Origin of the sequence: Streptomyces sp. NPDC057099 (genome assembly GCF_042671245.1) — a bacterium.
Classification (GTDB): domain Bacteria; phylum Actinomycetota; class Actinomycetes; order Streptomycetales; family Streptomycetaceae; genus Streptomyces; species Streptomyces purpurascens.
The window spans coordinates 14,318-30,811 of record NZ_JBHUTX010000057.1; the positions used below are offsets into that span (position 1 = coordinate 14,318).

At 70.9% G+C, this 16,494-nt stretch carries 18 protein-coding genes and 1 pseudogene; 7 read left to right on the forward strand and 12 right to left on the reverse strand.

What is annotated here, in order from left to right:
* Positions 1-6: 6 nt before the first annotated feature.
* Positions 7-825 (forward strand): hypothetical protein, encoded by an 819-nt coding sequence (locus tag ACFT4A_RS37560; protein WP_382839776.1) that lies wholly within the window; start codon positions 7-9, stop codon positions 823-825.
* On the opposite strand, the gene ACFT4A_RS37565 is transcribed toward ACFT4A_RS37560, so the two are convergent.
* Entirely contained in the window at positions 771-2,456 is a 1,686-nt protein-coding gene (locus ACFT4A_RS37565) for a protein kinase (RefSeq protein ID WP_382839778.1), read from the reverse strand. The genes ACFT4A_RS37560 and ACFT4A_RS37565 overlap by 55 nt on opposite strands.
* An 85-nt stretch (positions 2,457-2,541) precedes the next feature.
* A complete protein-coding gene (locus ACFT4A_RS37570) occupies positions 2,542-3,843 on the reverse strand; it encodes a DUF6986 family protein (protein ID WP_382839781.1) in 1,302 nt (433 codons plus the stop codon).
* Between the two features lie 192 nt (positions 3,844-4,035).
* On the opposite strand from ACFT4A_RS37570, the gene ACFT4A_RS37575 reads away from it, so the two are divergent.
* Entirely contained in the window at positions 4,036-4,941 is a 906-nt protein-coding gene (locus ACFT4A_RS37575) for an endonuclease/exonuclease/phosphatase family protein (protein ID WP_382839784.1), read from the forward strand.
* Positions 4,942-4,996: 55 nt separating this feature from the next.
* On the opposite strand, the gene ACFT4A_RS37580 is transcribed toward ACFT4A_RS37575, so the two are convergent.
* The 4 genes from ACFT4A_RS37580 to ACFT4A_RS37595 form a co-directional block, all read right to left on the reverse strand.
* Positions 4,997-5,959: an electron transfer flavoprotein subunit alpha/FixB family protein gene (locus ACFT4A_RS37580; RefSeq protein WP_382839786.1), complete on the reverse strand. Its 963-nt coding sequence runs from the start codon at positions 5,957-5,959 to the stop codon at positions 4,997-4,999.
* Positions 5,960-6,014: 55 nt separating this feature from the next.
* Entirely contained in the window at positions 6,015-6,812 is a 798-nt protein-coding gene (locus ACFT4A_RS37585) for an electron transfer flavoprotein subunit beta/FixA family protein (RefSeq protein WP_382839789.1), read from the reverse strand.
* Between the two features lie 219 nt (positions 6,813-7,031).
* Positions 7,032-7,523 carry a flavin reductase family protein gene (locus tag ACFT4A_RS37590; RefSeq protein WP_382839791.1) on the reverse strand — a complete coding sequence of 164 codons (492 nt, stop codon included), beginning with the start codon at positions 7,521-7,523 and terminating at the stop codon, positions 7,032-7,034.
* Between the two features lie 95 nt (positions 7,524-7,618).
* Entirely contained in the window at positions 7,619-8,032 is a 414-nt protein-coding gene (locus ACFT4A_RS37595) for a thioredoxin family protein (protein WP_382839849.1), read from the reverse strand.
* A 77-nt stretch (positions 8,033-8,109) separates the two neighbouring features.
* Here ACFT4A_RS37595 and ACFT4A_RS37600 point away from each other — a divergent pair, with 77 nt between their 5' ends.
* Positions 8,110-8,526: a DUF4395 domain-containing protein gene (locus ACFT4A_RS37600; protein WP_382839793.1), complete on the forward strand. Its 417-nt coding sequence runs from the start codon at positions 8,110-8,112 to the stop codon at positions 8,524-8,526.
* Positions 8,527-8,713: 187 nt separating this feature from the next.
* Positions 8,714-9,442, forward strand: coding sequence for a lysophospholipid acyltransferase family protein (locus tag ACFT4A_RS37605; protein WP_382487870.1), 729 nt, complete (start codon positions 8,714-8,716; stop codon positions 9,440-9,442).
* Positions 9,443-9,449: 7 nt separating this feature from the next.
* On the opposite strand, the pseudogene ACFT4A_RS37610 reads toward ACFT4A_RS37605, so the two are convergent.
* A pseudogene (locus ACFT4A_RS37610) lies at positions 9,450-9,707 on the reverse strand (transglutaminase); the annotation flags it as partial.
* A gap of 265 nt (positions 9,708-9,972) precedes the next feature.
* On the opposite strand from ACFT4A_RS37610, the gene ACFT4A_RS37615 reads away from it, so the two are divergent.
* Positions 9,973-10,332, forward strand: coding sequence for a hypothetical protein (locus tag ACFT4A_RS37615; RefSeq protein ID WP_382839795.1), 360 nt, complete (start codon positions 9,973-9,975; stop codon positions 10,330-10,332).
* A gap of 10 nt (positions 10,333-10,342) precedes the next feature.
* Here ACFT4A_RS37615 and ACFT4A_RS37620 read toward each other — a convergent pair whose 3' ends face one another.
* Genes ACFT4A_RS37620 through ACFT4A_RS37630 form a run of 3 tightly spaced genes read right to left on the reverse strand, consistent with a single transcriptional unit; the run spans position 10,343 to position 13,607 of the window.
* Positions 10,343-11,413: a threonine aldolase family protein gene (locus tag ACFT4A_RS37620; RefSeq protein ID WP_382839797.1), complete on the reverse strand. Its 1,071-nt coding sequence runs from the start codon at positions 11,411-11,413 to the stop codon at positions 10,343-10,345.
* Positions 11,410-12,159, reverse strand: a complete 750-nt coding sequence (locus tag ACFT4A_RS37625; RefSeq protein WP_382839852.1) for an SDR family NAD(P)-dependent oxidoreductase — start codon at positions 12,157-12,159, stop codon at positions 11,410-11,412. Before ACFT4A_RS37625 ends, ACFT4A_RS37620 begins: the two co-directional genes overlap by 4 nt.
* 50 nt (positions 12,160-12,209) lie before the next feature.
* On the reverse strand, positions 12,210-13,607 hold the full coding sequence (locus ACFT4A_RS37630) for a DUF6421 family protein (RefSeq protein ID WP_382839799.1): 1,398 nt from the start codon (positions 13,605-13,607) through the stop codon (positions 12,210-12,212).
* A 250-nt stretch (positions 13,608-13,857) separates the two neighbouring features.
* Here ACFT4A_RS37630 and ACFT4A_RS37635 point away from each other — a divergent pair, with 250 nt between their 5' ends.
* Entirely contained in the window at positions 13,858-14,541 is a 684-nt protein-coding gene (locus ACFT4A_RS37635) for a glycerophosphodiester phosphodiesterase (RefSeq protein ID WP_382839801.1), read from the forward strand.
* A gap of 3 nt (positions 14,542-14,544) precedes the next feature.
* On the opposite strand, the gene ACFT4A_RS37640 is transcribed toward ACFT4A_RS37635, so the two are convergent.
* Positions 14,545-15,084, reverse strand: coding sequence for a GNAT family N-acetyltransferase (locus ACFT4A_RS37640; RefSeq protein ID WP_382839803.1), 540 nt, complete (start codon positions 15,082-15,084; stop codon positions 14,545-14,547).
* A 71-nt stretch (positions 15,085-15,155) separates the two neighbouring features.
* Here ACFT4A_RS37640 and ACFT4A_RS37645 point away from each other — a divergent pair, with 71 nt between their 5' ends.
* Positions 15,156-15,548: a VOC family protein gene (locus ACFT4A_RS37645; RefSeq protein ID WP_382839805.1), complete on the forward strand. Its 393-nt coding sequence runs from the start codon at positions 15,156-15,158 to the stop codon at positions 15,546-15,548.
* 2 nt (positions 15,549-15,550) lie between these two features.
* On the opposite strand, the gene ACFT4A_RS37650 is transcribed toward ACFT4A_RS37645, so the two are convergent.
* Positions 15,551-16,477 (reverse strand): N-acetyltransferase, encoded by a 927-nt coding sequence (locus ACFT4A_RS37650; protein WP_382839807.1) that lies wholly within the window; start codon positions 16,475-16,477, stop codon positions 15,551-15,553.
* Between the last annotated feature and the right edge of the window lie 17 nt (positions 16,478-16,494).

Genomic DNA, 16,494 nt, shown 5'->3' on the forward strand with positions numbered 1-16,494 from the left:
CGGCCCATGGACCACCTCACCGATCGCACGCTGCGGGCACTCGGCCTGGCCGAGGCACCGCGCGAGCATCCGCTGCTGTATCCGGGCGCGTGGCCGGCCGACTCCGGGCTCCTCGACGGGGACTGCTTCCTGCCGTTGGAGCAGCTGGTGCACGAGGACCGCACCCCGGTCCTCGCCATCGGCTCCAACGGCTGCCCGGGACAACTGCGGCACAAGATGGCCGAGTTCGGGATCAGGTCTCCTCTCCCGATGGTGAAGGCCCGGGTGCGGGGTGTCGACGCGGGCGTCTCGGCGCATGTGAGCCGCATGGGGTACATGTCCGCCTCGCCCGTCAGCGCCCCGGACACCGTGCGGGAGCTGTTCGTCCTCTGGCTCGACGACGAGCAGCTCACGGTGATCGACGCGAGCGAGGGCGCGCCGCTGCCGAACGGCAACTTCAACCGTGCCTGGCTGCCCGCGCCCGATGTGCGGATCGACCTCGCGGACGGCACCCGGCTGCCCGGCGCGTACGCGTACGTCAACCGGCACGGGGTCCTGCACGACGGCAGCGGCGTGCCGCGCACCCACCCGGGCCAGCGGGAGCTGCTCACCGAACTGCTCTCCGGCCTGCCGCGGTTCAGGGAGCTCTTCGGCGTGGTGCCCGAGGAGTTCAGCGCGCGGGCCCGCGGTGACCGGCGGTTGTGCGAGCGGGGCACGCGGCTGTTCATCGAGGAGAAGCTGGTGATCGCCTCCGGCCTGGAGCGGTACGTCGGCTCCCGGCCGACGGGGTCTCAGCAGACGGGGAGCCCGGGGACCGGCCCGTCGTTGTCCCCGCCCTTGACGTAGACGTCGCTGACCCAGACGTTCGTGTTGCCGCTGTCGTCGTCGGTCTTCGCCCACCAGACGTTGGTCCACCGGCCGTCCGTCTCGCGGCGGCCCAGGTTCTGCTGGCAGTAGAAGTAGTTGGTGCCGGCGTTGAGGACACCGACCTTGGTGCCGGAGGCGGTGTAGGAGTCGGCGGTCTTCCAGACCTGGCAGTTGTACTTGCCGCCGCCGATGGCGTGGCAGGCCGGTTCGGGGGCCGGGGTGGTCGGAGCGCCGTCCGTCCCGTCGTTGCCGGAACCGCCTGCGGTGTCGCTGCCGCCGGAGGGCTTGGACGGGGCCGAAGTGGTGGGCTCCGGAGCCTTCTTGTCGCCGGACTTCTGGGACGGGGCCTTGCCCTTCTCGTCGCCCTGCTGGGTGGGCCGGGGTGCGTTCGAGCCGTCGTCGGTAGGGCGGGGCTCGGAGGAGGCCGCGGCATCCGCACGGGCCGCGTCGGTCCGGGTGCCCGTTTCCTTGTCGCCGGATTCGCTGAGCACGGCGGCCGTGACACCGGCTGCGGCGAGAACGACGGTGGCGGCCGCTGTGGCGAGCAGGACGCGGGACCTGCGGCGGGGCGGGCGGCCGGAGTCGACCGGGCTCGTGGGAGCGGAGGAGGCGGGGGCGGTGCCGCCCGGCTGTACGTGCTGCGGTGGTCCGAACCCCGGCGGTACCGCAGGAACGCTCCGCTCCGTCTCCGGGCGCGAGGGTGTGGACGATGCCGCGGGGCCTCGCAGCGGAGAGGTCGGCGTGTCCGTACCGCCCGAGTCCGCCACCGACCGCAGCAGCTCTCGGGCCTGGTCGGCCTCCGGGCGGGACTCGGGGCGCTTGTCCATCAACCGATGGAGGACGGGGCCGAGCGGGCCGGCCCGCAGGGGCTCGGGCATCGGCTCGGTGACGATCGCCGTGAGGGTCGAGAACGTGGACGTACGGCGGAAGGGCGAGGCCCCCTCGACGGCCGCGTACAGCGTGGCGCCCAGGGCCCAGATGTCGGAGGCGGGGCCCGGGTCGGCGCCCTGGGCACGCTCGGGGGCCAGGTAGTCGAGGGAGCCGACGAGTTCACCGCTGCGAGTGAGGTGGGTGGTCGAACCGTCGCCCGGGTCGTCCATGGTGGCGATGCCGAAGTCGGTGAGGACGACCCGGCCCGAGCGGTCGAGCAGGATGTTGCCGGGCTTCACGTCTCGGTGCAGGACGCCCGCCCGGTGGGCGGCGGACAGCGCGTCCATGACCTCGGCGCCGATCCCCGCCGCCTCGCGCGGGTCCAGCGTGCCGCGTTCGCGCAGGACATCGTCCAGGGACGGCCCGTCGACCAGTTCCATGACGATGAGCGGCCGGCCGTCGACCTCCGCGATGTCGTGCACGGCGATGACGCCGGGGTGGCGCACCCGGGCCGCCGCACGCGCCTCGCGCTGCATCCGCAGACGCAGAGCGGCCAGTTCGGGGCCGGCCACGTCCGTGTAGGTGCGCAGTTCCTTGACGGCGACCTCGCGGCCGAGGACCTCGTCGACGGCCTTCCAGACGATGCCCATGCCGCCGCGTCCCAGCCGGCCCGCGACGCGATAACGGCCCGCCAGCAGCCGACCGGCCCCCTCGGTCTGCCCGTACTCCCCCGTTGACACCGCTGCCCCGTTCCTGTGACACCGCTGGATCCACCGACACGTCAGTACGTGGCGTACAGAGTACGGGGCGGCCGGAGCGATGCCGTCAGGCGGACGCCGTCAGGTCCGCCCGCCTGGGCGTCGCGAAGCTCTCCAGGTCGGCGCGGGTCAGGCCGGTCAGCCGGGCGACCTCGCCGATGTCGAGGGCGCCGCAGTCCAGGCCCCGGAGCAGGTAGCCGCTGAGGGCCTTGGCGGTGGCGGGTTCGTCCATGACGTCGCCGCCGGTGCGGTTGGCGTAGCGGGCGAGACGGGCGGCGGCCTGCTCGTAGCCCTCGCGGTAGAAGGCGAAGACGGCCGCGTACCGGGTCGGGATGTGGCCGGGGTGCATGTCCCAGCCCTGGTAGTAGGCACGGGCCAGGGCACGGCGGGTGAGTCCGTAGTGCAGGCGCCAGGCGGCGTGCACCTTCTCGGTGGGGCCGACGGGCAGCACATTGGTGGAGCCGTCCGAGATGCGGACGCCGGTGCCGGCCGCCGCGACCTGCATGACGGCCTTGGCATGGTCGGCGGCGGGGTGGTCACTGGCCTGGTGGGCGGCGGAGACGCCGAGGCAGGCGCTGTAGTCGAAGGTGCCGTAGTGCAGGCCGGTGGCGCGGCCCTCGGCGGCCTGGATCATGCGCGCGACGGTGGCGGTGCCGTCGGCGGCGAGGATGGACTGGCTGGTCTCGATCTGGATCTCGAAGCCGATCCGGCCGGGCTCCAGGCCGTGGGTCTTCTCGAAGGCGTCCAGCAGCCGCGCCATGGCGGTGACCTGCTCGGCGTAGGTCACCTTGGGCAGGGTGAGCACCAGCCCGCGGGGCAGGCCGCCGGCCTCCATCAGGCCGGTGAGGAAGATGTCCAGGGTGCGGATGCCCCGGTCGCGTACGGGCGCCTCCATGCACTTCATCCGGATGCCCATGTACGGGGCCGCGGTGCGCTCCTCGTACGCCTCCGCGATCAGCCGGGCGGCGCGGGCCGCGGCCTCGTCCTCCTCGGCGTCGGGGCGGTTGCCGTAGCCGTCCTCGAAGTCGACGCGCAGGTCCTCGATCGGCTCGCGCTCCAGCTTGGCGCGCACGCGCGCGTGGACGGGCTCGGCGAGTTCCTCGGCGAGGCCGAGGGCGGCGGCGAAGGACGCGGCGTCCGGGGCGTGTTCGTCGAGGGCCGCCAGGGCACGGTCGCCCCAGGAGCGGACGGTGTCGGCGGCGAAGACGTCGCCGGGTACGTAGACGGTGTGGACGGGCTGGCGCGTGCCGGGGTCGCCGGGGTAGCGGCGCTCCAGTTCGGCGTCGACCGCCGTGAGGGAGGCGCTGATCTCCTCGCTGACGGCGCCCGCGAGGCTCGTCGCCACCTTCTCCTGCCGGCCCTGCCCCATCTGACACCCTCCATTTTCCGTACAGCGGAATCAATAATCCGTATGACGAAGCTAACTGTCGATCTTCGCCCAGGTCAACACCCTCTTGAAGTGGGATTCCCCATCCTTCACCCTTGGTCACTGCCGACCCGCCCTCATCTTCCGTATTCAGAAGGCAAGCTTCATCCTGACGTGCAAGGGGAGGGAGACCACGTGCCGAACGAGGTCGGAGTGACGCGCCGCCACGGGCTCAAGGCAGCGGCGGCCGCCGCCATCGCAGGACCGCTGCTCACCACCGCGGGTCCCACACATCCCGCTTCCGCCGGCGAGCACGAGGGCGCCCTGAACGTCATGACGTTCAATGTGCGTTTCGGGACCGTCGTCGACAAGACACCGCGCTGGACCGTGCGCCGACCGGTGATGCGGGAACTGCTGCGCCGCGAGCGACCGCACGTCATCGGCACCCAGGAAGGGCTCTACTACCAGCTGCGCATGATCGAGAAGGATCTCGGCGAGCACTACGACTGGATCGGCACCGGGCGCGGGGGCGGCAGCAAGGACGAGTTCATGGCGATCTTCTACGACACGCGCAGACTCGACCCGCTCGAGTTCGATCACTTCTGGCTGTCCGGCACCCCGTACGCGATCGCTTCGAACACCTGGGGCGCGGACTGGCTGCGGATGGTGACCTGGGTCCGTTTCGCCGATCTCGCCGACGGGGGACGGGAGTTCTACGTCCTCAACACCCATCTGGACAGCGTCAGCCAGTACGCCCGGGAACGCTCGGTGGGGCTCATCGGCGAGACGATCGCCGGGTGGGACCGGTCGTTACCCGTCATCGTCACCGGCGACTTCAACGCCGGCGCCCACGACAACCGGGTCTACGACCTCATGCTGGACATCGGGCTGGTGGACGCGTGGGACGCGGCGGCCTCGCGGGGTCCGGCGTACGGGACGTACCACGGCTACCGGGAGCTCACGCCCGGCGGCCGGCGCATCGACTGGATCCTCACCACGCCCGGGGTGACCACGCACTGGGCCGGGATGAACACCTTCTCCGCGGACGGGACGTACCCGAGCGACCATCTGCCGGTGCAGGCCTCCATGACCCTGAGATGAAGAACCCCCGTGACCGTTCGCGCGGTCACGGGGGGCCTTGTGCAGCCGGGGTCGATCAGCCCTTGCGGGTCTTGATCTCCTCGGTGAGGGACGGGACGACGTCGAAGAGGTCGCCGACGATGCCGTAGTCGACGAGGTCGAAGATCGGGGCCTCGGCGTCCTTGTTGATCGCGACGATGGTCTTCGAGGTCTGCATACCGGCGCGGTGCTGGATCGCGCCGGAGATGCCGGAGGCGATGTACAGCTGCGGCGAGACACTCTTGCCGGTCTGGCCGACCTGGTTGGTGTGCGGGTACCAGCCGGCGTCCACCGCGGCACGCGAGGCGCCGACGGCGGCACCGAGGGAGTCGGCGAGGGCCTCGATGATCGCGAAGTTCTCCGCGCCGTTGACGCCACGGCCGCCGGAGACCACGATCGCGGCCTCGGTCAGGTCCGGACGGCCCGTCGACTCACGCGGCGTACGGCCGGTGACCTTGGTGCCGGTCGCGGCGGCGGAGAAGGACACGGACAGCGCCTCGACCGCACCGGCGGCCGGGGCGGCCTCGACGGCCGCGCTGTTGGGCTTGACCGTGATGACCGGGGTGCCCTTGGAGACACGGGACTTGGTGGTGAAGGACGCGGCGAACACCGACTGCGTGGCCACCGGGCCCTCGTCGCCGGCCTCCAGGTCGACGGCGTCGGTGATGATGCCGGAGCCCAGACGCAGCGCCAGACGCGCGGCGATCTCCTTGCCCTCGGCGGAGGACGGGACCAGCACGGCGGCCGGGGACACGGCCTCGTGGGCGGCCTGCAGGGCGTCCACCTTCGGTACGACCAGGTAGTCGGCGTACTCGGCGGCCTCGTGGGTGAGGACCTTGACCGCGCCGTGCTCGGCGAGCGTGGCGGCGGTGTCGGCGGCGCCGTTGCCCAGCGCGACGGCGACCGGCTCGCCGATGCGGCGGGCCAGGGTCAGCAGCTCCAGGGTGGGCTTGCGGACGGCGCCGTCCACGTGGTCGACGTAGACGAGAACTTCAGCCATGGGACTTCTTCTCTCCTGCTTGCGAAAGATGAGGGGCGGTCAGCGAATGCCGGGCTCAGATGAACTTCTGGCCCGCGAGGAACTCAGCGAGCTGCTTGCCGCCCTCGCCCTCGTCCTTGACGATCGTGCCCGCGGTACGGGCCGGGCGCTCGGCCGCGTTGTCGACCGTGGTGTAGGCACCCTCGAGGCCGACCTCCTCGGCCTCCAGGTCCAGGTCGGACAGGTCCCAGGACTCCACCGGCTTCTTCTTCGCGGCCATGATGCCCTTGAAGGAGGGGTAACGCGCCTCGCCCGACTGGTCGGTCACCGACACGACCGCCGGCAGGGAGGCCTCCAGGCTCTCCGTGGCGGCGTCGCCGTCGCGGCGGCCCTTGACGGTTCCGTTGGCGCCACCCTCGACCGACACCTCGGACAGCAGGGTGACCTGCGGGACGCCCAGGCGCTCGGCGAGCAGTGCGGGGACGACGCCCATGGTGCCGTCGGTGGAGGCCATACCGGAGATGACCAGGTCGTAACCGGCCTTCTCGACGGCCTTGGCCAGGACCAGGGAGGTGCCGATGGCGTCGGTGCCGTGGATGTCGTCGTCCTCGACGTGGATCGCCTTGTCGGCGCCCATGGACAGCGCCTTGCGCAGGGCGTCCTTGGCGTCCTCGGGGCCCACCGTCAGAACGGTGATCTCCACGTCGTCGTCGGAGTTCTCGGAGATCTGCAGCGCCTGCTCGACCGCGTACTCGTCGAGCTCGGAGAGCAGACCGTCCACGTCGTCCCGGTCGACGGTCAGGTCATCGGCGAAGTGCCGGTCGCCAGTGGCGTCGGGCACGTACTTCACAGTGACAACGATCCTCAAGCTCACGCCGGCTCTCCTACTGCAATCGTCATTTCTCGGCTGCCTACTTGCAGGCAGCATAGGCGCCTCAAGCGGCCGATTCCGGTCGGGGCGACCCACGCTCCGAGCGAAATATTACTCGTCAGTACACCTAGTTCGTTCCCGCTAAGCAAGCGCTTTGAACTGTGACCTTCGCAACGCAGCGTAACCGGAACTCGACGGTCCCGCAGCCCGGGGGTACGTCCCTCAGTCGGGCAGTCTCCGGAAACGCCCCTGGTGGTAGAGGAGCGGACGGCCGGTACCCGTGGGGTCCCCGTGCTGGACCTCGGCGAGCACGAGCCGGTGGTCCCCGGCGGGTACGCGGGCGACCACCCGGGCCACCAGCCAGGCCAGCACTCCGTCGAGCAGGGGCACGCCCTCGGGTCCCTCCCGCCAGACGGTGGGCGGAGCGAAGCGGTCGGCTCCGTTGCGGGCGAAGGTGGCGGCCAGCTCCTGCTGGTGCTCGCCGAGGATGTGGACGCCGACGTGCTCGGCCGCCGCCATCGCGGGCCAGCTGGAGGAGCCGGTGCCGACGCCGAAGGACAGCAGGGGCGGTTCGGCCGAGACGGAGGCGAGGGAGGTGGCAGTGAAGCCCACCGGACCGGTGTCGCCACGAGCGGTGATCACGGCGACCCCCGCCGCGTGTCGCCGGAAGACCGAGCGCAGGAGATCGGGCGTGGCGAGGAGGTCCGAAGGCATGGGGTCAGGCTGACGATAAATGGTGTGCACAGTCAAGTTCGTTTCGTGAGGTGGGAGATGACTCACTGGACGCCCTCACCGGCCGCGCCGGGACCTCACACCGCCTCCCCCAGCGCGGCGATCACATCGGCCTTGCGTGGCTGTCCGGTGGCCCGTCGCACCACCCGGCCGTCGGCGTCGAGGACCAGCACGGTCGGGGTCTTGAGGATGTCCAGCCGTCGTACGAGGTCCAGCTGGGCCTCGGCGTCGATCTCGACATGGGTCACGCCCGGGACCACGCCGGCGACCTCTCCGAGGACCCGCCGGGTCGCCCGGCAGGGCGCGCAGAACGCGCTGGAGAACTGGACGAGCGTGGCCCGCTCGCCGAGTTCCGCGCCCAGCTCCGCCGCACCCAGCCGCTTGCCGTCGTCCCGCCCGCGCACCCGCACTCTCCCGCTCCGCCGCCGTTGCAGCACTCCGTAGGCGCTCGCCGCCGCGAGCACCAGGACACACACCACCAGTCCGGTCATCACCTGGTTCAAGCGTTAACGAGACCGCAAAGATTCCCGCCCCCTCAACGGGGCCGCGTTGCGGAATGCTTGGTTCCATGGACATCGATGCGAGAGGGCCGCGTTTCGGCGCGGCCGTGACGGCCGTCGTCCTGGCGGTCGTTCTGGTCACGGGGAGCGCGTGGCTGCTGGCCTGGCAGACGCTGGCGTTCCTGCTCGGCGCGGCGGGCGGGGTGGGCCGGTCGCCGTACGGCCTGCTGTTCCGGAAGGCCGTACGGCCGCGGCTCGGACCGCCGGCCGACTTCGAGGCGCCCGAACCGCCGCGTTTCGCCCAGGCGGTGGGGCTGCTCTTCGCCGGACTCGGGCTCGTCGGCTACACCCTGGGGCCCGACTGGCTGGGACTCGCGGCAACCGGCGCGGCGCTCGCGGCGGCCTTCCTGAACGCGGCATTCGGGTACTGCCTGGGCTGCGAGTTGTACCTGCTCGTGCGGCGGGTTGCGGTGCGCGCGGAGTAATACGGGCGTAAAAGCACGAGGTGGGGTCACACGGGCGACGTGACGAGAATCTCCTCCCCGGCGGGCACGAGGACTGGCTACCCGGCCGTTCTTCGGGCACGATCTGCGACAAGCCGTAAACCTACGGCTGCGTAACTTTCCGCTGGGAATCCCTTCCCAGGCAGAGCAGGAAGGGTCCGACCCGCCCATGGCAGAGCTCGTCTACCGTCCCGTCGTCGGTTTCGCCCGCACGCTGTTCAAGGCGTGGGACCTCAAGATCGACTGCCAGGGTTCGGAGAACATCCCGCGCTCGGGCGGCGCCGTGCTGGTGAGCAATCACATCAGCTACCTGGACTTCGTCTTCGACGGCCTGGCGGCCCTGCCGCAGAAACGTCTCGTGCGCTTCATGGCGAAGGAGTCCGTGTTCCGGCACCGGGTCTCCGGCCCGCTGATGCGCGGCATGAAGCACATCCCCGTGGACCGCAAGCAGGGCGAGACGGCCTACGCGCACGCCCTGGACTCGCTGCGGTCGGGCGAGATCGTCGGGGTCTTCCCCGAGGCCACCATCTCGCAGTCGTTCACGCTGAAGAGCTTCAAGTCGGGCGCCGCGCGCATGGCGCAGGAGGCCGGCGTCCCGCTGATCCCGATGGCGGTGTGGGGCACGCAGCGGCTGTGGACGAAGGGTCACCCCCGCAACTTCAAGCGCAGCCACATCCCCATCACGATCCGGGTCGGCGAGGCCATCGAGGCCTCCCGCGACAAGTACGCGGGCGCGATCACGCGTCAGCTGCGCGAGCGCGTCCAGGAGCTCCTCGAGGCCGCCCAGCGCGCCTACCCCGTACGCCCGAAGGGCCCGGAGGACACCTGGTGGATGCCGGCCCACCTCGGCGGCACGGCACCGACTCCGGAGCAGGTGCGGGCGGCGGAGGCGCACTGACGGGCCCTCACAGCGTGGTGGGCAGCGTCTCCCACAAGTGGGGCCGGTCGCGGGCCCACGTGAGGGCGCCCAGCACGGCCGGGTGAGGCGCGGCGTACAGGACCGGACAGTCCGTCTCACCGGACGCCGGGTCGAGTGTGAAGGCGAGCCGCTCACCGTCGAGGGAGAACCGCGCGTCCACACCCAGTTCCTGGTAGCACAGCGCGGTCGGAATGTCCTCGGCCCGCAGCAGCGCCGCGAGGGCGTGGGGCTTGGCGTAGCAGACTCACGCCGGGCACCCGGACGAGTCTGCCGACGACGCTCTCCAACAACGGCAGCCGCACGGCGGAGCGCACCCTGCTGTGGTTCTACGCCTCGTACGGGCTGGACTTCGAGAAGCGGCACGCGAACTGCGAGTACCGGGAGGAGGACATCGGCACCTTCGCCCTGTGCGTACTGGACGAGGCCGTCGCGCCGGGGCAGCGGTACGCGCTGCCCACCGAACTCGGCGTCGGGCAGCAGGCGTTGTACGAACGGTTCGACGTGACACAGTGACCGCCCGTGTCACCGTGCACAACGACGGCCCGGCCTGGGTCGCCTCGCTCGGTGTGGGCGCCGCCGTCGCCACGGTGTCGTTCCGGGCATCGGAGGGCACCACGATCACGGGCCTGCCGGAGGAGGACTGCTGGGCGTCGGCGGGCTCGGCGTCCCCGAGGACCTACTACTGCAAGACGCCCATCCCTCTGCGCGACGGGGCCTCCCACACCTTCGAGATCCCGTTGCGGATCGACCGTGTGGTGCCCGGCGCCCGCGGCACCGTGGCCACCGCCGACGACGATCCCGAGCTGAGCATCAGGAAGTTCGACCCGGACCTGAGCAACAACCGGGCGGAGATCGTCGTCGACCGGTGAACAGCGCGGGTCAGCGGGCCATCTCCTCCTTGAGCGCCGTCACGAACATGTCCACGTCCTCCTCGGTCGTGTCGAAGGCGCACATCCAGCGGACGACGCCCGCGGCCTCGTCCCAGAAGTAGAAGCGGAAGCGCTTCTGCAGACGCTCGCTCACGTCGTGCGGCAGACGGGCGAACACCGCGTTGGCCTGCACGGGGTAGAGGATCTCGACCCCGTGCACGGCGCGTACGCCCTCGGCGAGGCGCTGGGTCATCTCGTTGGAGTGGCGGGCGTTGCGCAGCCAGAGGTCCCGGGCGAGCAGGGCCTCCAGCTGCACCGACACGAAGCGCATCTTGGAGGCGAGCTGCATGGACAGCTTGCGCAGGTGCTTCATGTGGCGGACGGCGTCCTGGTTCAGGACCACGACGGCCTCGCCGAACAGGGCGCCGTTCTTGGTGCCGCCCAGGGAGAGGAGGTCGACGCCGGCGGCGTCGGTGAACGTCCGCATCGGGACGTTCAGGGTGGCGGCGGCATTGGCCAGCCGGGAGCCGTCCAAGTGCACCCTCATGCCGTGCGCGTGGGCGTGCTCGCAGATGGCGCGTATCTCGTCCGGCGTGTAGGCCGTGCCCAGTTCCGTGGTCTGGGCGAGGGAGACGACCTGCGGCATCGCGCGGTGCTCGTCGTCCCAGCCGAACGCCTGCCGGTCGATCAGCTCGGGCGTGAGCTTGCCGTCGGGCGTCGGAACGGTGAGCAGCTTCAGGCCGCCGACCCGTTCGGGAGCCCCGCACTCGTCGACGTTGATGTGCGCGCTCTCGGCGCAGATCACCGCGCCCCAGCGGTCGGTGACCGCCTGGAGGGCGACGACGTTCGCGCCGGTGCCGTTGAAGACCGGGAACGCCTCGGCCGTGGCGCCGAAGTGGCTGCGGACGACGCTCTGCAGGTTCTCGGTGTACGCGTCCTCGCCGTACGAGACCTGGTGCCCGCCGTTGGCCAGGGCCAGGGCGGCGAGCACCTCCGGGTGGGCGCCGGCGTAGTTGTCGCTGGCGAAACCGCGGATGTCCGGGTCGTGATGGCGGCGCGCGTCGGTCTTCGGCGGGTTCACGGCTTCTCGGTGAGCCACAGACGGTTTCCGTTCACTTCGGCGGCGGGCTTGTCCCAGACACCCACGACGGCCTCGGCCAGGTCCTTGACGTCGGTGAAGCCCGCGAACTTCGCGTTGGGTCGCTCGGCGCGCATCGCGTCGTGCACCAGCGCCTTCACCACCAGGATGGCAGCGGCGGACGTCGGGCCCCCGGCGCCCCCCGCCTTGCGGAAGGCGTCGGCCAGCGCGAGCGTCCAGGCCTCGGCGGCGGCCTTGGCGGCGGCGTACGAGGCGTTGCCCGCGGTCGGCTTCGTGGCACCGGCCGCGCTGATCAGCACATACCTGCCGCGCTCGCTGCGCTGCAGGGCCTCGAAGAAGGCCAGCGACGTGTGCTGCACGGTGCGGATCAGCAGCAGCTCCAGGAAGTCCCAGTCGTCGAGACTCGTCTTGGTGAAGGTCTCGCTGCCGCGCCAGCCGCCCACGAGGTGGACCACGCCGTCGACGCGGCCGAAGTCCTTCTCGATGTGCGTGGCCCAGTCACGGGTGGACTGGAGATCCAGCAGGTCGACGGGCTCACCGGTGACGGTGGCGCCGCCCGACGCGTAGCGGGCCGCGTCCACGGCGTCCGCGAGCCGCTCGGGATCGTTGTCGGCGGCGGCGACGGTCGCCCCCGCCTCGGCCAGTCGCAGCAGCGCCGCCCGGCCCGCGGGCCCGCCCGCACCGGCCACCGCGATCACCGCACCGCTGAGAGCTCCGTTCCCCGCCATCTTCTTCGCCTCCTGAGCAGTGTTCTCGGTTCCGCGGACGATTCCGCCGCTCATGCGGCGATCCGCTCGGCGCCGTCCGCCGTGATGCCCTTGGTGGAGGCGATCACGTTCTTCAGCTTCTTGGACAGTGCCTCATAGAACATGCTCAGCGGAAACTCGTCCGGAAGCACGTCATCGACGAGTTTCCGGGGCGGCTGTGTCACGTCCAGGGCCTCGGGGCCCTTGGCCCACTTCGAGCCCGGGTGCGGGGAGAGGTACGTGGAGACCAGCTCGTATCCGGCGAACCAGTGGACGAGCTTGGGGCGGTCGATGCCGTCGCGGTAGAGCTTCTCGATGTCGGCGCACAGCTGGTTGGTGACCTGCGGGGCACGCTCCCAGTCGATGGTCAGCTTGTTGTCGGTCCAGCGGACGACGTCGTGTTTGTGCAGGTAGGCGAAGAGGAGCTGGCCGCCGAGGCCGTCGTAGTTGCGCACGCGCTCGCCGGTGACCGGGAAGCGGAACATCCGGTCGAGGAGCACCGCGACCTGGACGTCACGGGCCTGCGGGACGCCCTCGGCCGACAGCTTCACGGCCTCCCTGAAGGCGGTGAGGTCGCAGCGCAGCTCCTCCAGGCCGTACATCCAGAACGGCTGCCGCTGCTTGATCATGAAGGGGTCGAACGGCAGGTCGCCGTGGCTGTGGGTGCGGTCGTGGACCATGTCCCACAGGACGAACGCCTCCTCGCAGCGCTTCTGGTCGTGGACCATCGCGGCGACGTCCTCGGGCAGCTCGAGGCCCAGGATGTCGACAGCGGCGTCGGTCACCCGGCGGAAGCGGGCGGCCTCGCGGTCGCAGAAGATGCCGCCCCAGGTGAACCGTTCGGGTGCCTCGCGCACGGCGATGGTCTCGGGGAACAGGACGGCGGAGTTGGTGTCGTAGCCGGCCGTGAAGTCCTCGAACTTGATGCCGCAGAACAGCGGGTTGTCGTAGCGCGTGCGCTCCAGTTCGGACAGCCAGTCCGGCCAGACCATGCGCAGGACGACCGCCTCGAGATTGCGGTCCGGGTTGCCGTTCTGCGTGTACATCGGGAAGACGACCAGGTGCTGGAGGCCGTCCGCGCGGCTCGCGGCGGGCTGGAAGGCCAGCAGGGAGTCGAGGAAGTCGGGCACCTCGAAGCCGCCGTCGGCCCATCGGCGCAGGTCCTTGACCAGGGCCTCGTGATAGGCGGCGTCGTGCGGGAGCAGCGGGGAGAGCTCCAGTACCGCGTCGGCGGCCCTGCGGACGGCCTGCTCGGCGTCGGCGCGGTCCGGCGCGCCCTCGGCGTCGAAGTCGATCGACCCGTCCTTGGACTGCCATGGCCGGATCCGCTCCACGGCATCCTTGAGCACGGGCCATGCCGGGTGCTCCACCACCCTGGCCACGGGAGGAACCAGGTCCTCCGAACCCACCTGCACAAGAATTTCCGTCATGTCCCACCTTCCACGGGAGAATCTCGCGTACCCAGACCGTATACACACGAGGTTCCTCCCAGCAAGGAAAAGCTCGGGAAATTATCCTGTCTCACCCGGGCCCCTGCCGCACTTTTTCCTGTCGGCCCTGCTTGTGCCCGGATGTACGCCGACCATGCCCTCGCCCTCTGCACGGGGCCGGTGCAGGCGATACGGTCCAGGTGGGCCGTAAGGCCCCCAGTGCCGCCTGTCGACGGAAGAGAGTCGCGTCTTGAACTTCCTCACCATCGGTCACCGCGGAGTCATGGGTGTGGAACCCGAGAACACCCTCCGTTCCTTCGTCGCCGCCCAGGAGGCGGGTCTCGACGCCATAGAACTCGACCTGCATCTGAGCAAGGACGGCGCGCTCGTCGTCATGCACGACACGGACGTGGACCGCACGACCGACGGCAGCGGGCCCATCGCCGAGAAGACCCTCGCCGAGCTGCGCGCCCTGGACGCGGGCCGGGGCGAGCGGGTGCCGGTCTTCGAGGAGGTCCTGGAGGCCGTCCAGACGCCGATCCAGGCGGAGATCAAGGACGCTCAGGCGGCGCGGGCCCTGGCCGAGGTGATGAACCGGCGCGGGCTGGCCGGCCGGGTGGAGGTCTCCTCGTTCCATGATGAGGCGATCGCCGAGATCAAGCCACTGGTGCCGGGGGTGCGTACCGCGCTGATCGCCAGCCGCTACGGCACCGACATCGTGGACCGCGCCGTGGCGGTCGGCGCCGAGACCGTCTGCCTGAACATCCGCCGGCTCACCCTGGAGACCGTCGAGCGTGCGCGCAAGGCCGACCTGAGGATCATCGGCTGGGTGGTGAACACGCAGGACCATCTGCGGCTCGTCCGGGCATTCGGTCTCGACGGCGCGACCACCGACCACCCGGACATCAAGCGCACGGGCCGTTTCACGGCATAGCCGCTAGCGGAGCTCCTTGATCAGCAGCTCGAACTTCAGGTCGTCGCGCTGCGGGATGCCGAAGCGCTCGTCGCCGTACGGGAAGGGGGTCATCCGACCCGTACGGCGGTAGCCGCGCCGCTCGTACCAGGCGATGAGGTCGTCGCGTACGGAGATCACGGTCATGTGCATCTCCGTCACGCCCCACGTCGCGCGGGCCAGCCCCTCCGCCTCCGCGATGATCACCTTGCCGAGGCCCTCGCCCTGGAGCCGGGGGCTGACCGCGAACATGCCGAAGTAGGCGTGGTCCCCGCGGTGCTCGAGCTGGCAGCACGCGACGACCCGACCCTCCCGCTCCACGGTCAGCAACCGGCTGTCGGGCGACTTGATGACGGCCCGCACGCCCTCCGGGTCGGTCCGCTGCCCCTCGAGAATGTCCGCCTCGGTGGTCCACCCGGCCCGGCTGTCGTCGCCCCGGTACGCCGACTCGATCAGCGCGACCAGCTCGTCCACGTCGGCGTCGGTGGCATCGCGGTAGGTCAGTCCGGTGGCGGCGGTGTCCATGGGCGTATGTCTCCGTTTCGCGGCGTGATTCGGGCACGGATGAGAGTAGCGCCGCCACTAGGCTCTCGTGCATGGTGCATGTACTCAGCAGCCGAATCCTGCTCCGCCCGTCCGACCCCGAGCGCGCCCGTGCCTTCTACGGCGAACAGCTCGGCCTCGCCGTCTACCGGGAGTTCGGCACGGGTCCCGAGCGCGGCACGGTCTACTTCACGGGCGGTGGCTTCCTCGAGGTCGCGGGCCGGTCCGAGACTCCCCCCTCGCCCGCCGTACGGCTGTGGCTCCAGGTCGACGACGTGGCCGCGGCGGAGGAGGAGCTGCGGGCGAAGGGCGTCGAGATCGTGCGGCCGGCGGTGAAGGAGCCGTGGGGCCTGGTCGAGATGTGGATCGCGGACCCGGACGGCACGCCGATCGTGCTGGTCGAGGTCCCGGCGGACCACCCGATGCGGTACCGGCCCGGCATCTGAGGTCACCCGGGGCGGTGCTCCCAGCCCCGGTCGGTACGGGTCAGCTCGCGGAAGCCCGCACCCGCCAGGAGGTCGAGCCTGGCGGTGTCGGCGGCCGTTTCAGCGGCCGTTTCATAGGCGACGAGCCGGTCGACGCCGCACAGGCGGAGCCAGTCGGCGGCCTGGGCCAGGAGCCAGTTCTCCAGGCCCGTGCCGTGCTGCGCGGGGTCGACGTGGAGGTTGCCGATGTCGGCCAGGCCCGCGGCGCGGGCGTGCCGTTCGGGGCGGGCCAGGGCCGTGTCCACCTCGACGAAGCCGAGGGCGCGCGCGTCGGCGTAGGCCGTGAAGCGGGTGCCGCACTCCCCCAGCGTGCGTTCGACCGTGACGCCCGGCCGGGGTTCGTGCGCCGGCAGGTCGGCGACCCGGGCGATCAGGATGACCTCGGTGTCCCCGGTGTGCCGGAACCCCGCGCGTTCGTAGACGGCCCGGATGTGGGGCCAGTTGCGGGGCAGGCCGTGGACGAGCGGGGCGGGCAGTGCGCCGTCGGCGTACCGGACACGGACGTCCCAGCGGGCGAGCTGTGCCAGGCACGCCCGCATCAGCAGGTCGGCGGCCCGGTCGGAGTCCGGCCAGTGCGAGGCCGTCGGGCGGTGCACGAACCAGTTGATCTCGGCGCTGTCCCGGTAGGTCTCGCCGACCTCGGCGTCGGCGCGGTAGCGCAGCAGATGGGCCGCGGCGACGACGCACCGGCGCTGCTCGGCGACGAGCGTCGTCCGCTCGGCCACCCACGGGTCGGTGATGAACTCGCCGGGCTGCCGCTCCAGGTCGCCGAGGACGGTGTTCACGGAGACGGAGACGCCGGGGACGACGGCCGCCACGTGCATGTTGACCAGGTCGGTGAGCTGGTCGCGGTCGGCTCGGCGGAAGGGGCGCACCTCGAGTGCGGGCATGGGGTACCTCCGGGCAG

Coding starts and splice junctions, on each gene's coding strand:
- ACFT4A_RS37645 (WP_382839805.1), top strand. CDS start 15,156: ATGGTGCATGTACTCAGCAGCCGAATCCTGCTCCGCCCGTCCGACCCC.
- ACFT4A_RS37570 (WP_382839781.1), bottom strand. CDS start 3,843: ATGGGGCAGGGCCGGCAGGAGAAGGTGGCGACGAGCCTCGCGGGCGCC.
- ACFT4A_RS37595 (WP_382839849.1), bottom strand. CDS start 8,032: ATGACCGGACTGGTGGTGTGTGTCCTGGTGCTCGCGGCGGCGAGCGCC.
- ACFT4A_RS37580 (WP_382839786.1), bottom strand. CDS start 5,959: ATGGCTGAAGTTCTCGTCTACGTCGACCACGTGGACGGCGCCGTCCGC.
- ACFT4A_RS37605 (WP_382487870.1), top strand. CDS start 8,714: ATGGCAGAGCTCGTCTACCGTCCCGTCGTCGGTTTCGCCCGCACGCTG.
- ACFT4A_RS37590 (WP_382839791.1), bottom strand. CDS start 7,523: ATGCCTTCGGACCTCCTCGCCACGCCCGATCTCCTGCGCTCGGTCTTC.
- ACFT4A_RS37630 (WP_382839799.1), bottom strand. CDS start 13,607: ATGACGGAAATTCTTGTGCAGGTGGGTTCGGAGGACCTGGTTCCTCCC.
- ACFT4A_RS37600 (WP_382839793.1), top strand. CDS start 8,110: ATGGACATCGATGCGAGAGGGCCGCGTTTCGGCGCGGCCGTGACGGCC.
- ACFT4A_RS37560 (WP_382839776.1), top strand. CDS start 7: ATGGACCACCTCACCGATCGCACGCTGCGGGCACTCGGCCTGGCCGAG.
- ACFT4A_RS37650 (WP_382839807.1), bottom strand. CDS start 16,477: ATGCCCGCACTCGAGGTGCGCCCCTTCCGCCGAGCCGACCGCGACCAG.
- ACFT4A_RS37640 (WP_382839803.1), bottom strand. CDS start 15,084: ATGGACACCGCCGCCACCGGACTGACCTACCGCGATGCCACCGACGCC.
- ACFT4A_RS37625 (WP_382839852.1), bottom strand. CDS start 12,159: ATGGCGGGGAACGGAGCTCTCAGCGGTGCGGTGATCGCGGTGGCCGGT.